Genomic DNA, 15,922 nt, shown 5'->3' with positions numbered 1-15,922 from the left:
TTTCCACGCCGCCATCTATAGTCAAAGCGGGTATCCAATATGACTGCGCCAAGCAGCAGGGAGATGTCATGAAGACGCGTGCATTCGTTCGCTCGAACAAGCGACTCATTACCATGGCCATTTCAGCGGCCTTCGTTCCCGGAGCGATTGCCGGCCCGGATGCGTGTACGGCAGGCGCCGGTGGCACCACGCTGATCTGCCAGGGCAACCAGTCCCAAGGGATCAACGTCAGCGCAACACCGCCCAATGAGCTGATCGTCCGCAATCTCAGCCAGCCGATCACGACCAGCGCCTTCGGCACCAGCGGCATCGGCCTGATCAGCTCGAACGGCCAGAATGTCTGGATCACTGCCGGCGAGCCGGAACAACGCCTGTCCATCACGACCGGTGGCACGTTAACGCCGGGGATATACGGTATCTCGAGCGGCATCTCCACCACTCCGCCCGCCGACGATGCTTTCCTGAACGTGCCTTTGATCGGCACCAACCCCGCCGTCGCCGGCGGCGAAGTGCGCATTAACGCCTACAGCACGCACTTCGACCCCGAAAACCTGACCCCCGGGATCCTGACCACGGGCCTGGCTGCTCATGCCATTGCCGGCTACAGCAGCGGCCCCGGCTATTCGGAAGCCGTACTCGACAAGCTGCGGAATTTCACCGAAACCGGCTTCTCCTTCTCAGTCACCAAGGTGCTGAATTCCGGCGGCAGCGAAGTCGCATTCAGCGGCGGGAGCGTCCAGGTACGCGGCTACCTGCTCGACGCCAACGGCAATGTGCTGCGCGACGGCAGCAACAATCCGATCCAGCACGGGACCATCAAGATCTATCAGGATGGCCGCTATGAAGTCAGCTACAGCGCAGACGAGTTGACGGCCCACGCCACCCTTACCGGCCCGCTGTACATCGGCGTCAATTACAGTGTCGAAGGCAATCGGGCCGGCAACACGCAAACCGACAACGCCCTGTTGCTCATCACGTTGCAACGCGACGGCAGCACCCTGGAACAGAGCGTCGAAGCCAGCTTCGACACCTTCGGCGTCAGCGGCAAGCCCGCGAACAGCACGACACCCAGCGTCTTCCCGGACCTCAAGGCCTACGTCACCGGCTTGCTGAATGCCGCCGAATCCGGCGGCAGCGGCAACAGCGTGAGCATTTCCAGCGATGGCTGGCTCAAGACAACGGGCAGCGGCGCGCATGGCATCTACGGCTACAGCCAGGGCGGTGCCGGCGTCGCCGGATGGGATGGCAACATCAGCCACTCGGCCGGCGCCGGAACCAACGGCAGCGCTGCCGGCAACGTCACCGCAAGCGCCAGCGGCACGATCACGACAACAGGCGAAAGATCCAGCGGCATCGTTGCCATGAGCGATGGCGGCGCCGGCGGACGCGGCGGCGGCAACAGCGCTGTCCGCTATGGCCAGCCGGGCGGCAATGGCGGCATCGGCGGAACGATCAACGTGACCGGCGACGCCAATATCACCACCACCGGAAAAAACGCGACCGGCATCGTCGCCATCAGCATCGGCGGCGTCGGCGGCAACGGCGGCACCGCCAATGGCGCCATGGACGGTGCCAATGGCGGCGCCGGCGGCCAGGGCGGACTGGTCACCGTCGATGGCAGCTGGAACGTCACGACGACGGGCGAGCTGGCGCATGGCATCTGGGCCAAGAGCCTGGGCGGCAATGGCGGCAAAGGCGGCGATGGCGGGTCTTCCGGCGATTCCGGCGTCGGCGGTGTCGCTGGCGTCGGCAATACGGTCGTGCTGCGCAGCGCCGGCAGTATCAGCACCAGCGGCAGTCATGCCTATGGCCTGTACGGACAAAGCGTCGGCGGCTTTGGCGGGACCGGCGGCTCCAGCTGGGCGCTTTTCTGGGCCTATGGCGCCAGCGGTTCGCCCGGCGGCGATGGTGGTAGCGTTTCGGTCTACAACCTGGCCAGCGGCAATATCACGACGAATAATGCCTACAGCCACGGCATTCTGGCCCAGAGCATTGGCGGCGGTGGCGGCAGCGGCGGCGGGGATGGCGACTTTGCCCTCTTCGCCAACCTGGGAGGCTCTGGCGCCGCCGGCGGCGCGGGCAAGCAGGTTTGGGTCGAGAACGACGGCAGTATCACGACCGGCAACGCAGTTGCCGCGTCGAACCATGCCGAATACGCTCACGGCATTTTCGCGCAAAGCGTCGGCGGCGGCGGCGGCGATGGCGCCGGCGTCTCCGGTCTGGTCAGTATCGGCGGTCAAGGCAGCGCCACCAGTAATGGCGGCCAGGTCGATGTCATCAACCGCGGCACGATCAACACCTACGGTATCCAGTCGCATGCCATTTTTGCCCAGAGCATCGGCGGCGGCGGTGGCAACGGCGGCAGCTCCACCGGCTTGGTGACGATTGGCGGTAGCGGCGGCGGCGGCGGCGATGCCGACGTCGTCAATGTGACGAATGGCGGCACCCTGCACACCCATGCCAATGAATCGTATGGCATTTTCGCGCAAAGCATTGGCGGGGGCGGCGGCTCGGGCGGCAGCGCCATCAGCATCGGCGCCGGTGTGCCTGTCGCCATAGGCGGCCAGGGGGAGGTTGGCGGCGATGGCAAGGCAGTCAATGTCACCACGCTGGACGACAGCCAGATCACGACCGATGGCGACCGTTCGCATGCCATTTTCGCCCAGAGTATCGGTGGCGGTGGCGGCAACGGCGGTTTCGCCATCTCCGTCGGCACCGGGATTAGTGCCACCATCAGCATCGGCGGCAATGGTGCCCGCGGCGGCGACGCTGACGATGTCATGATAAAGACAGCGGGCGAGATCACCACCAATGGCATCAACGCTTATGGCATTTTCGCCCAGAGCGTTGGCGGCGGCGGCGGTTCAGGCGGATTCGCCATTTCTGCCTCTGTCGAGAGCAGCGGCCTGTCCCTGAGTCTCGGCGGAACCGGCGGCGGCGGTGGCATTGGCAAAAACGTCTACATCGGCACCGTCGACGATCCTGTCTCCGGAACCATCCACACCTATGGCATCGGTTCGCACGGGATCGTGGCCCAAAGCATAGGCGGGGCCGGCGGCGAAGGGGGCTTCGCCATCAGCGCCAGCATCGGCAGCGGTTCTCTCGGCGCCGGCATTACCGCCCAAGTCTCGATTGGCGGCAGCGGCGGTAGCGGCAATCACGGCGGCATCGTAGCGGTGCAGAGCGCCAGCGACATCACCACCGAGGCGGCGGATGCCCACGCCGTTCTCGCCCAAAGCATCGGCGGTAGCGGCGGCGCCGGCGGGTTCAGCTTTTCGGGCAATATCGGTGCGGGAATCAGCCCAAGTGTGGCGATCGGCGGCGCCGGCGGTGGCGGCAGCTATGGCAACACGGTCAATATCGGCACTGAAGACAGTCCGACCGGCGGCATCCTGACGACGAAGGGCGATCGCTCCTACGGCATCCTGGCCCAAAGTATCGGCGGCAGCGGCGGCGCCGCCGGAACGACCGTTGCCAGCTCGCTCTTGGGCCCGGCCGCCATGGTTTTCGGCTTCGGTCGCAACGGAGGCAGCGGGGGATACGGCGGCGAGGTCAATGTTTTTTCCGGCAGCAGCATCTTCACCGAAGGCGAGCAAAGCCACGGCATCTTCGCCCAGAGCGTCGGCGGTGGCGGTGGCGCCGGTAGCCTGAGCATCACCGGCGGCGTCTCGGCCTTTGGCGGCCTGTCACTGAGCATGGGCGGCAATGGCGGCGACGGCAAGTACGGCGGCACGGTGAATGTGACCAATACCGGCAGTATCGATACGCAAGGCGAATACTCTTACGGCATCAAGGCGCAGAGCATTGGCGGTGGCGGTGGTTCAGGCGGCGCGAGTGGCTCGGTCATGGCCAATTTCAGCAGCATGATCCCGATCCCGGACGAATACCCGACCGGCAGCATCAACATCGCGCTCTCCCTGGGCGGATCGGGCGGCACAGGCGGCACAGGCGGCACGGTCAACGTGACCAACAACGGGCAAATAACGACTGAAGGCGATTTCTCGCACGGCATCTTCGCGCAAAGCGTTGGCGGCGGTGGCGGCGATGGCGGCAAGAGCATTGCCGCAACCGCCAACATCTCGATGCCCGAAGGCGCCAGCGACGAAGAAGTCAGCAAGCAACTTGAGGTCAAGGTCGACTTCGTCATGGCCATCGGCGGCAGCGGCGGCAGCGGCCAGACGGGTGGCGCGGTGACGGTCAACAACCACAAGACCATCGAAACCGTCGGCATCGGTTCACATGGCATCTTTGCCCAGAGCATCGGCGGTGGTGGCGGCACCGGCGGCGATGCCCGCTCGATGATTCTCAGCATCGATCCATCGAACTGGCAACCCGACCAACCTGAACCGCCCGATCCGATGAGCATCAGCGTCGGCGCGACGTTGAGTGTCGGCGGTAGCGGCGGCAGTGCGGCGGATGGCGGCACGGTCAGCATCTACAACCATGATCGTATCGGCACCAGCGGTGCCGACGCCTACGGCATTCTGGCGCAGAGCATCGGCGGGGGCGGCGGCATCGGCGGCGGCGGCTATCACGGCCTGGACTGGAAGGACTTCGGCGTATCCGAAGAGTATGAACAGTATCTCGATCTGTTGCCCGTGCAGGACGAAGGTGATATCCACTTCACGGTCGGTGGCTCGGGCGGCGCCAGTGGCAGTGGCCAGCGGGTCTATGTCGAGAACACCGGTAGCATCACGACGACCGGTGCCGGCTCGATCGCCGTCGTGGCGCAAAGCATCGGCGGCGGTGGCGGACTGGGTGGCATCGGCGCCATTGGCGGCGACGGCGAAATCGGTCTCGGCGGCAGCGGTGGCGCAGCCGGCGATGGGGGCCTGGTTGAGGTCATCATCAATGGCAACATCGACACCACCGGGGTCGTCGCTCACGGCATCCTCGCCCAGAGCATTGGCGGCGGTGGCGGCTACGCCGGCAACATCGACCGTGGCATCAGCGACTTCGGCCAGAATTTCGCCCTCGGCGGCAGTGGCGGTAACGCGGGCGATGGTGGCGGGGTCGTGATCGGCACCACCGGCAACATCACCACCCACGGCACCGGGGCCGTTGGCATCCTGGCGCAAAGCATCGGCGGTGGCGGCGGACTTGGCGGCCAGGTCGGATTCGGCTTCGGTTTTGCCGGCAGCGTCGGCGGCCGGGGTTCTGGCGGCGCGGTCACGGTCAGCCACGAGGGTAGCATCCAGACCTTTGGCGCGGCCGCGCACGGCATCGTCGCACAAAGCATTGGCGGCACGAGCGGGACGGCCAACAGCCGCATTTATGGCGGTCTGGGCCAGGACGTGATCGTCAACAGTACCGGCGACATCATCATTTCAGGGGCAGACGCGCATGGCATCGTAGCCCAGAGCCTGGGCACCGCGGGCAACGGCAGCGTCACGGTCAACATCCTTGCCGGCTCGATCAGTGGTGGCAGTGCCAGCGGCTCTGCGGTCAATGTGCTGAACGGCAGCAGCAACACCGTGACCAATCGTGGAGCGATTTCCGCCCTCAGCGGCCGTGCCATCGTTGGCGGCAGCGGCGCAGAACGTATCGACAACTACGGCACGATCAACGGCGACGTAGCCTTGGAAAGCGGCAGCAACAGTTTCAACAACCTCGGTGGCGCCCTGTTCAACTCGCTTTCGACAATTGCCATCGGTAGCGGCTTGCCATTCAGCAACGCCGGCATCCTGTCACCCGGTGGCATGGGCACCCCGCAAGTCACAACGCTGACCGGCAATCTCGTCCAGAGCAGCATCGGCTCAATGACGCTCGATCTGAGCCTGGCCGGCCACAACAGCGATCGCCTGGATATCGTCGGCAGCGCACAGGTCGGCGGTAGCCTGAAACTGAATCCCATCGATACCGGAATGGCGCGCACCGGCACGCAACAGCGTGTCATCCTGAACGCCAGCAACGGAGCGAACGCTAGCGGGCTCACTTTACTTGCCCCCGCCTCGTCTCTCGTCAGTTATGCGCTGATTTATCCGAGTGCGAATGAAATCGCGGTTACTACCAACATCAACTTCGCCCCGGCAACACTCAACCTCAATGCCCGTCGTATCGGCGTGCACCTGAACGCGATTCAGGCAGCAGGCGGTTCAAGCAGCATGGCCCCCTACATTGCCGCCTTATTTACCCAGCCCGACGATGCAAGCCTCAACACCGTGTATGAAAAACTCGGCCCAGGCGCGCTGGGCAGCCTCTCGGCACTGTCGTCGACAGCCAGCCAGGGGTTCAATGACGCGATGCATAGCTGCCGGCAAAGGGAAGGGGACTATCGCTTCATCCGCGAAGGGGAATGCAGCTGGATGCAACTTGGCGGCACCCTCCGCGACCAGGAGCGAAGTGAACTGAACCCTGGCTACATGCAGGACAGCGTCACGATGGCCGGCGGATTTCAGAAAGCCGTGAATGCCAACGTGCATCTTGGCTTCGGGCTTTCCTATCAGCAATCTGCGCTCAAATCGATCTATTCGGATGTGAATGGCCAGCGCTTTGAAGGGGGCGTTATCGTCAAGCATCGTGCTGATGCGACGAGGCTTTCGCTTTCATTCAGCGCCGCTTATGGAAACTACGAAAGCCGGCGCCTGGTGGATGTTGCCAATCCTGGCGTGCACGCCGAGGGCAAACCGGAACTGTGGTCAACGTCTCTGCACGGGAGGATCAGCCACGATGTAATGTCCAGTGATGGTGCCTATGTGCGCCCGATGTTGGGACTAGGTGTTTCGTATATCTCGCGCAACGCTTATACCGAGAGCGGGGCGGGCGGTGCCAACCTCCATGTCGCAAAGGAAGCCGACACCCTGGTTTCCCTCCACCCGGCAGTCGAATTCGGCGGTGAACGCAGCATTGGTAACGAGGGAACCCTGCTTCGCCACTACCTGCGCGTCGGAATGACTCAACTCCTGGGCAGCAATGAGCGGAACTTCACGGCCAGCCTGGAAGGTGCACCTTCCGGAGTCGCGCCGTTCACCGTCAGCACGCAAAGCGACAAAACCTATGCCGATCTGGTCTTTGGCGTCGATATCCTGCGCAAGAGCGGCACAACCGTGCGTCTGGAATACAGTGGCCAATTTTCGAACCACAGCACCGCCAACGCGATTGGGATAAAGGTTGCGATGCCCTTCTGATTGACAAAGCTGGCCAGGCATCCGGGGGGCAGGCAGCGGGCCAATAAGACGCTCAAGGTGCTCGAGGATGCCGGGCTGGTGCGCAGCGAGTACGGCGCGATCAATATTCTTGATCTGGATGGACTGCGTAGCTTCGGCGACTGATTCCTACGGTCAACCGGGCTTGCTACGGTCTACCGTAAAAAACAGCCAAAACTGAAATCCCCCGCCATTCCTGCGAAGGCGGGAATCCACAACTACTCGTGCCGCCATAGCCCAAAGGCAATTCAGTAAAACCATTTGGGGTTATTCCGCCATTAGTTTGGCGATTTCCTTGCCCGCAGCAACCTGATCCGCTGAATAGCGAGGAAACGCAGGGGCGAAGTTGGCCCAATCCATTTCAATCTCGATGGCGGTAGTGCTTGGCGATAAACCTGCTCCATATTCGGGGGCAGCGCCTCCGGAGGCTGATGCATCAGCCATCCGAAAAGCATCTCAAATTGAACACCACGCAAGGCATAACGCCAAAGTCGACGCAGGTAGGTATGCCAATCCTTGAGGCGCCGGGGATCGAGCGAGCGAAACGAGAAGCCAGCCCCGGATGGAAACGCAATGCGCAAGACGGCATAGCCATTGCCTGCCAGCGGCTGCAGATCGCTTTTTGCGAAGAGCGATACCAGCCAGTCTTCCCCAATCAACCCTTGAGGTATGCGTATTCCGCGTCGACGAATGCGCTCGACAAAACTTCCTCGCAACGCATACAGTCCGCCGGCCAGCGTCCCGTTCGCCAGCATCCGCCGACGCCAGGCTTCGCGGTCCCGCCCGGTAACAGGCAGGGCGCCCGCAGCATTTGCGGTCGGCGCTTGCTCAAATGCAGCCGCAAGGGCCTTCAAAGAACCGGATTCGACCTGCACATCTCCGTCAATAAAAACATGCATCTCGGCAACACTCAGAGATGAGTTTGCCGAAATTTCATGGATGTACAGATTCCATGCATTCGCCTTGTCTGCCAAGGGAATCTCGATCACCTGGAGATTGTTATTCAGCGTAGCGAGCTCCCGAACAATGCTCGCAGTGCGGTCGCTGCAGCCATTGGCCAAGACAACCACCCGGATCGTAATGCCATCTTCGACAACACAGATGCTTCCCAGCGTGGCAGCAATGTTGGTGGCCTCGTTGTGAGCGAATACAGCGATGGACCAGGTTGTAGTCATCCCAGATATCCTGATTTCATGAGGAGGGGCTCACCTCCTCCGTTGCCGGGTACTGCAAGGGGAAATTTATATTTGCGGCAAGCTTGGCACAAGACTGCAAGACAGAACAACAGAAAGAAAACCGAGGCTATCGTCGTACATAGGGAACTGATGGTTTCCGAAGGTAGTAGTTGAGCCACGCTCCGCCTTTGTCATAATGATGCACTGACAAACTTTGGGGCTGTTGATGATCCGTGCCACTTTTATCTTTATTGGGCTGGTGCTGCTGGCCGCTGTTGCCTGGGTCTGGCTGACCCTGACCTGGAGTTATTCCGAAGGCGAGCGGGCCGGGTATATCCAGAAGCTGTCGCGTAAGGGCTGGCTGTGCAAGACCTGGGAAGGCGAGATCGCCATGGTCACCATGCCGGGCGCCATTCCCGACCGTTTCGAGTTTTCGGTACGCGACGAGGCAGTTGCCGCCCGGATCAACGCAATGGCCGGACAGCGTGTCGTCCTGATCTACGAGCAGCACAAATTCGTTCCATCCAACTGCTTCGGCGAAACCGAGTATTTCGTCACCGATGCACGCCCAGTCAATGAACAGCCTGTGTCGACGGCGCCTGCCGTTGCCCCGCCACTGACGGCCCCGGCCGGCGCCGCCAAGTAAGCAAAAAAACGGCGAGGTACATAGCCTCGCCGTGTTGTTTGCTCCTCTCAACCTGCAAATCTGGAGTCGCGGCTCTCCTTTTGAAGAAGGTTTTACATGCTGCGCCGGTATTGGCCGCCGACTTCATAGAGCGCCGTGCTGATCTGGCCGAGCGAGCAGCATTTGACCGCATCGACCAGCACGGCGAAGACGTTGCCATCTTCGATCACCGTCTGCTTGAGCTTGGCCAGCATGGCTGGTGACAGGGCGGCATGGCGTGTCTGGAAGTCGCGCAGGCGCTTGATCTGCGACTGCTTTTCTTCCTCGCTCGAACGAGCCAGTTCGATCTCCTGCTGGGCCATGCCCTTCGGGTTGAGGAAGGTGTTCACGCCGATGATCGGGTAGGAGCCATCGTGCTTCTTGTGCTCGTAGTACATCGATTCTTCCTGGATCTTGCCGCGCTGGTAGCCGGTTTCCATGGCACCGAGCACGCCGCCGCGCGAGGCGATGGCTTCGAACTCCTTGAGCACGGCCTCTTCGACGAGATCGGTCAGTTCGTCAATGACGAAAGCGCCCTGGTTCGGGTTCTCGTTCTTGGCGACGCCCCATTCGCGGTTGATGATGAGCTGGATGGCCATGGCGCGCCGCACACTTTCTTCCGTCGGCGTAGTGATCGCTTCGTCGTAGGCGTTGGTGTGCAGGCTGTTGCAGTTGTCGTAGATGGCAATCAGCGCCTGCAAGGTCGTACGGATGTCGTTGAAGTCCATTTCCTGCGCATGCAGCGAGCGGCCGGAAGTCTGGATGTGGTACTTGAGCTTCTGACTGCGTTCGTTGGCGCCGTACTTGTTCTTCATCGCCACCGCCCAGATGCGGCGGGCGACGCGGCCGATCACCGAGTATTCCGGGTCCATGCCGTTGCTGAAGAAGAAGGAGAGGTTGGGCGCAAAATCGTCGATCTTCATGCCGCGCGCCAGATAGCTTTCCACGTAGGTAAAGCCGTTGGAGAGCGTGAAGGCGAGCTGGCTGATCGGGTTGGCGCCGGCCTCGGCGATGTGATAACCGGAAATCGACACCGAGTAGAAGTTCTGCACCTGGTTATGGACGAAGAACTCCTGGATGTCGCCCATCATCTTGAGGGCGAATTCGGTGCTGAAGATGCAGGTGTTCTGACCCTGATCTTCCTTGAGAATATCGGCCTGCACGGTGCCGCGCACGGTGGACAACGTCCATTCGCGAATCTTCTCGGCTTCGTCTTCGGTCGGCTGGCGGCCGTTGTCCTGTTCGAACTTGGTCATCTGTTGGTCGATGGCCGTGTTGAAGAAGCAGGCCAGGATGATCGGCGCCGGGCCGTTGATGGTCATCGAGACTGAGGTGGTCGGATTGACCAGATCGAAACCGTCATAGAGCACCTTCATGTCGTCAAGTGTGGCAATCGAGACGCCGGAATTGCCGATCTTGCCGTAGATGTCGGGGCGCTCGTCGGGGTCGCAGCCGTATAGCGTGACCGAGTCGAAGGCGGTGGACAGGCGCTTGGCCGGCATGCCCTCGGAAACGCGCTTGAAGCGGCGGTTGGTGCGGAAAGCATCGCCTTCGCCGGCGAACATCCGGGTCGGATCCTCACCTTCGCGCTTGAAGGCAAAGACGCCGGCGGTGTAAGGGAAGGAGCCGGGAACGTTCTCGCGCATCAGGAAGCGCAGGGTTTCGCCATCGTCGCCGAACTTGGGCAGGATGACCTTCTTGATCTTGGTGCCGGACAACGATTCGGAAACCAGCTTGGTGCGGATTTCCTTGTCGCGGATTTTTACGACGTATTCATCGCCGGCATAGGCTTCGACGGTGGCCGGCCACATGTCGAGCAGCTTCTTCGCTTTCGGATCCTGCTGGCTGTCCTTGAAGGCGGCCATTTCGTCAAAGTCTACGGTCGACTTGTCGCAGGCGGCAAAAATGCCTTTCGAGATGCGCAGCGACTGGCGTTCGCGGGCAATCTTCACCTGTTCTTCGGTATGCGCGTGGTAACCGCGCAACGTGTCGGCGATCTCGGCCAGATAGCGCACGCGCTGGGCCGGCACGATGGCGCGCTGGGTCGACGACTGTTTGACGGTAACAACGGGCAACAGACCCGGCTTGAGCTTGAGCCCCTTCTCGGTCAGCGCCGGCACCAGCGCCTGATACAGCGCGGTAACGCCATCGTCGTTGAAGCGGGCAGCCTGCGTGCCGAACACCGGCATATCGTCGGTCGGCGTCGTGAAGGCCTCGCGGTTGCGCTGGTACTGCTTGCGCACGTCGCGCAGCGCATCCTCGGCACCCTTGCGGTCGAATTTGTTGATGGCGACAAAATCGGCGAAATCGAGCATGTCGATCTTCTCGAGTTGCGAGGCGGCGCCGAACTCCGGCGTCATGACGTAGAGCGACAGATCGACGAAGGGCACGATGGCCGCATTGCCCTGGCCGATGCCGGAGGTTTCGACGATGACCAGATCGAAACCAGCCAGCTTGCAGGCGGCGATGACCTCGGGCAGCGCGACGGAAATTTCGGAACCGGTGTCGCGGGTAGCCAGCGAACGCATGAAAATGTTCGGATGTTCGATGGCGTTCATGCGGATGCGGTCGCCGAGCAGGGCGCCGCCGGTCCGCTTGCGCGACGGGTCGATCGAGATCATGCCGATCTTGACGCTATCATTTTGATCGAGGCGGAAGCGGCGAACGAGTTCGTCGGTCAGCGATGACTTGCCGGCACCGCCGGTACCGGTAATGCCGAGGACCGGCGTTTCGAGCGCGGCAGCGGCCTTGAGCAGCGGCTCCTTGAGGGCCGGCGCTTCGCCGTTTTCGAGCAGCGTGATGAGGCGAGCCAGCAGACGCTTGTCGCCGGCCTGCAAACCGGCCAGCGCCTGCTCGACACTCGGCACGCCTTCATCGGCGACATCGAAGTCAGCATTCTGCACAACCTCATTGATCATGCCCTGCAACCCCATATGTACGCCATCTTCCGGCGCATAGATGCGGGTCACGCCATAGTCGTGCAGTTCTCTGATTTCGGATGGCACGATCACTCCGCCACCACCGCCGAAGACCTTGATGTTGGCGCCGCCGTTGGCTTTGAGCAGATCGATCATGTACTTGAAGAACTCGACGTGACCACCCTGATACGAGGTGATGCAGATGCCCTGGACGTCTTCCTGCAGCGCGGCATTGACGATTTCCTGCACCGAGCGGTTGTGGCCGAGGTGGATCACTTCGGACCCGGTCGATTGCAGGATGCGGCGCATGATGTTGATCGAGGCATCGTGGCCGTCGAACAGCGAGGCGGCGGTGACAAAACGCACCTTGTGCTTGGGCTTGTACGGGGAAAGCTTCTTGGCAACGGAAAGATCGGTCATGACACCAGCCTCATCGAAAAGATGGAAAGGCGACCATGGTAGGCCCCTTTTCGCCCGACGCCATTGTTGCGAATGACGACAATCGTGCAAATTCCGCCAAGGTGATAGAGTGTTACGGTCAACCGGAAAAAATGGCCAAAAATGCTGCATCGCACCAACCCGGATTCTCCCGCCAGAACGCAAGCTACTGTTGCCATGGGTTTTGTTACTGGCATGCTGGCCGGCCTGGCGCATCGCCAGATCGACCCAAGCCGCCTGCTGGCCGCCACCGGGATTGATATTGCAGACACCGCCAGCCGGATCCCGATCGAACGCTACGCCGCCCTCTACAACCGTCTGAACCGCGAACTCGACGACGAAGGTTTTGGCCTGTTCGCCCAGCCGATGCGCCTCGGTAGTTTCGAATTCCTGTGCCGTGGCTGCCTGAGCGCCCCGACCCTGGCCGAAGCGCTGGGCCGGGCCAGCCGCTTCCTGCACGTCGTGCTGCCCGATCTGGCCGTCAGCGTCAGGCGTTCGCACGGAAAAGCCGAACTGGTCATCGGCGAAAGCCGCAAACTTTCAGAGAACCCGGACGACCCCGGTCGCGTCTTTGCCTTCGAATGGCTGCTTCGCCTGCTGCACGGCCTGTCGTGCTGGCTGGCCGGACGCGGCATAGCACTCGACAGCGTGATCTTCCCCTATCGCAAGCCGGCCCACTTCGCCGACTACGCCCTGATCTTCACCGAAGACTCGCGCTTCGCCCCAACTGTCCCGGGCGGCGTCGGCACGCTGGTCGCCAGCTTCAACGCCAACCTGCTCGACCTGCCCATCCGCCGCGACGAGGTGGCCCTGAACTCTTTTCTCGAGGGCGCTCCCGGCAAGATCACCACGCTCTACCGGCGCGACCGCGAAATGGTCATCCGCGTCCGCGATCTGCTACGCGCCGCCCTGCCTGAAACCTTGAGCCTCGACGACATCGCCGACCGCCTCTATCTCTCGCCACGCACCATCCACCGCCGACTCGAAGAGGAAGGCTCGAGCTTCCGCGGCATCAAGGACGCCCTGCGCCGCGACATGGCACTAGCCCGCCTGACCAAGACCCGGGATTCGATTGCCCAGGTTGCCGCCGACCTTGGCTACGCTGACTCCTCGGCCTTTTATCGCGCCTTTGTCGAATGGACGGGCATGGCACCGGTACACTACCGGCGCAAATGGGCAGGAAAATCCGTCGGAACGAATTGAAGGACACGCATGAAAATGACCACAAAACTGCAATCGGCGCTGACCGCCCTGGTCCTCATTGCCAGCACCCTGGCCTGGAGCGCCGGCTTTCTCGAACGTGAAATCTACTTCTCCGAAGCCGACATCCAGGCACAAGTCGAAAAGAGCGGCACGATGCAGAAAAGCTACGGCAACGGCCTCGTTGTCGTGTCCCTGATCGAGCCGCCGAAAATCTTTCTCGGCACGCCGGAAGGCAAGGCCACGCTGTCCGCCCGCATCAACGTTTCGCTGCTCGGCAGCCCGCCGGTGCCGGTCGCCTTCGAAGGCACATCCGGCATTCGCTACGACGACAACAGCAAGGCTTTTTTCCTGGAAAACCCGGTGGCTCATACGGTTCAGTCGCAAGCCATCGGCCGCGAGTCGGAGCCAATGGCTCGTCAGGCCGTTACCCAGCTCATGACCAACTATTTCCGCTCGAAGCCGGTTTACGTCCTGCGCGAAGACGGTACCGCCCAGGAAAAAGCGGCCCGCTGGCTGCTCCGCTCGATTCGCATCGACGCGGGCCGCGTCACCGCCATCCTGTCGCCGGTCTGAGGCTTAATCCAAACCGATTTCCCGGGCATAGGGCTCACGCAGATCGACCGGCTTGACAGTCTTCTTGCGCATACGGATGTTGAGCATCTCGACACCGACCGAGAAGGCCATGGCGAAGTAGATGTAACCCTTCGGCACATGATGGCCGAAGCCATCGGCGATCAGCACGACACCGACGACCACCAGGAAGGACAGGGCGAGCATCTTGATCGTCGGGTGATTCGAGACGAATTCGCCAATCGAGCGGGCGAACAGCATCATCAGGCCAACCGAGGCAACGACCGCGGCGATCATCACGCCGACCTCACTGACCATGCCGACCGCCGTGATGATCGAGTCGAGGGAAAACACCAGATCGATCACGATGATCTGTGCGATGACACCGGCAAAACTGGAGGCCACCTTGCTAGAAGCCTCGCCCTCCTCGCCTTCAAGCAACTGGTGAACCTCACCAGTACTCTTCCAGATCAGGAACAGGCCACCGGCAATCAGGATCATGTCACGCCCGGAGATGCCGAAACCGAACACCGTGAGCACCGGCTCGGTCAGGCCGACGATCCACGACAGCAGAAGCAACAGGCCGATGCGCATGAACATGGCGAGGAACAGGCCGATGCGGCGCGCCATCTCCTGCTTTTCCCTGGGCAGCTTGTCGACCAGAATCGAAATGAAAATGATGTTGTCGATGCCAAGCACCAGCTCCAGCGCGGTCAGCGTGAAGAAGGCGATCCAGATTTCAGGGGAGAGCAGGAATTCGAGCATGGCAATAACACCGACAATTGATCAGACGCCATTGTAGGGAGCCCGTGACCTTCCAGCCATCGCGCTCATCGCAAAAACCCTTCGAAAAAACCGAAGCGTGCAAACCAGATATCCAAAGCCCCTCGCGGCAAGCCCCAACCCCCAAGTATTCCGAATGCATTTTCTGTGCATTCGCTACGGCAGGAGCTATCCTTGTAGACTCAGCGTCGGCAGCGACAAAGGAGCACAAGGATGGAGAGTTCGGCCTTACTGGGCAAGGAATGGCAAACCCTGCAGGACAATCACGAGCGACACGAACAGAATGCCCTGCTCATCAAGCTGGCCTGCCTTGCCTTGTGCATCGCCGGACTGGCAACCGGATTGCCACTGACCTGGATTGCTTTCACGGTTCTGCTTTGCTGGATGCAGGAAGGCGTTTTCAAGACTTATCAGTCGCGGCTGGCCGATCGCCTGCTCGGCGTCGAGGCACTGCTCAGTCAGCCTGGCACGACGCAGCCGGCCATGCAGCTGCATACCGGGTGGACCGCCAGCCGACCAGGTAGCGGCGCGTTGATCGTCGGCTATATCGTCAACGCCTGCCGCCCGACCGTCGCTTTTCCCTACCTGCCGATACTCCTGATGCTGGGACTCGGCCGCTGGCAAGCCTGGCTTTGATCGGCCACAGAAACACAGGAGAACTTGAATGAATCACGCCAAGTCGCGCGAAGTCACCCTCGCCGCGAAAATCACTGAAGAACTCGGCAGCGCTCTGGAGGCACTGCGCCTGAGCTGGAAACAGAACCCGTCGGCCGTGCCGAAAGGTTTGTCCTGCTCGGAGTCCCGCGAGGGGCAGTTCGTTCTGGTCGCTGCCGAATCGGCTTTCGTTACGCTTCCCGGCGCCTGCGTCATCAAGGGCATTGGCGCCATCGAACTGCTCGGCGATGAACCGGCGTTCGATGCCGGGGCCAAGTCCAAATCCCTGCTCCTCAAAGCCACCCCGGAAGGCTGGCGGTTTTCGGTGAAATTCGTGCCGCCCATCGTGCGCGAACGAAACGTGAAGTAACA

General features: G+C 61.7%; 10 protein-coding genes. 7 read left to right on the top strand and 3 right to left on the bottom strand.

The features are described from left to right. Window positions 1–68: 68 nt before the first annotated feature. Complete coding sequence (locus KI613_RS01435) at window positions 69–7,127, top strand: autotransporter outer membrane beta-barrel domain-containing protein (RefSeq protein ID WP_226403456.1); 7,059 nt, start codon at window positions 69–71, stop codon at window positions 7,125–7,127. Then, window positions 7,128–7,271: a hypothetical protein gene (locus tag KI613_RS01430; RefSeq protein WP_226403455.1), complete on the top strand. Its 144-nt coding sequence runs from the start codon at window positions 7,128–7,130 to the stop codon at window positions 7,269–7,271. Window positions 7,272–7,423: 152 nt separating this feature from the next. Here the strand turns inward: KI613_RS01430 and KI613_RS01425 are convergent, their stop codons facing one another. After that, window positions 7,424–8,320: a glycosyltransferase gene (locus KI613_RS01425; protein ID WP_226403454.1), complete on the bottom strand. Its 897-nt coding sequence runs from the start codon at window positions 8,318–8,320 to the stop codon at window positions 7,424–7,426. Between the two features lie 226 nt (window positions 8,321–8,546). Between KI613_RS01425 and KI613_RS01420 the strand changes: the two genes are divergently transcribed. After that, a complete protein-coding gene (locus tag KI613_RS01420) occupies window positions 8,547–8,966 on the top strand; it encodes a hypothetical protein (RefSeq protein WP_226403453.1) in 420 nt (139 codons plus the stop codon). 92 nt (window positions 8,967–9,058) lie between these two features. Here KI613_RS01420 and icmF read toward each other — a convergent pair whose 3' ends face one another. Further along, window positions 9,059–12,322: a fused isobutyryl-CoA mutase/GTPase IcmF gene (icmF, locus tag KI613_RS01415; RefSeq protein ID WP_226403452.1), complete on the bottom strand. Its 3,264-nt coding sequence runs from the start codon at window positions 12,320–12,322 to the stop codon at window positions 9,059–9,061. Window positions 12,323–12,463: 141 nt separating this feature from the next. Between icmF and KI613_RS01410 the strand changes: the two genes are divergently transcribed. Then, window positions 12,464–13,543, top strand: a complete 1,080-nt coding sequence (locus KI613_RS01410) for an AraC family transcriptional regulator (protein ID WP_226403451.1) — start codon at window positions 12,464–12,466, stop codon at window positions 13,541–13,543. A gap of 9 nt (window positions 13,544–13,552) precedes the next feature. Further along, entirely contained in the window at window positions 13,553–14,116 is a 564-nt protein-coding gene (locus KI613_RS01405) for a DUF1439 domain-containing protein (RefSeq protein ID WP_226403450.1), read from the top strand. Window positions 14,117–14,119: 3 nt separating this feature from the next. On the opposite strand, the gene KI613_RS01400 is transcribed toward KI613_RS01405, so the two are convergent. Beyond that, on the bottom strand, window positions 14,120–14,878 hold the full coding sequence (locus KI613_RS01400) for a TerC family protein (RefSeq protein ID WP_226403449.1): 759 nt from the start codon (window positions 14,876–14,878) through the stop codon (window positions 14,120–14,122). 231 nt (window positions 14,879–15,109) lie between these two features. On the opposite strand from KI613_RS01400, the gene KI613_RS01395 reads away from it, so the two are divergent. Continuing rightward, window positions 15,110–15,532: a hypothetical protein gene (locus KI613_RS01395; RefSeq protein WP_226403448.1), complete on the top strand. Its 423-nt coding sequence runs from the start codon at window positions 15,110–15,112 to the stop codon at window positions 15,530–15,532. Between the two features lie 28 nt (window positions 15,533–15,560). Further along, window positions 15,561–15,920, top strand: a complete 360-nt coding sequence (locus KI613_RS01390) for a hypothetical protein (protein WP_226403447.1) — start codon at window positions 15,561–15,563, stop codon at window positions 15,918–15,920. The last annotated feature ends 2 nt before the right edge of the window (window positions 15,921–15,922 follow it).

This window comes from Ferribacterium limneticum (assembly GCF_020510585.1).
Lineage (GTDB): Bacteria > Pseudomonadota > Gammaproteobacteria > Burkholderiales > Rhodocyclaceae > Azonexus.
This window is presented reverse-complemented; position numbering and strand designations above follow the sequence as displayed.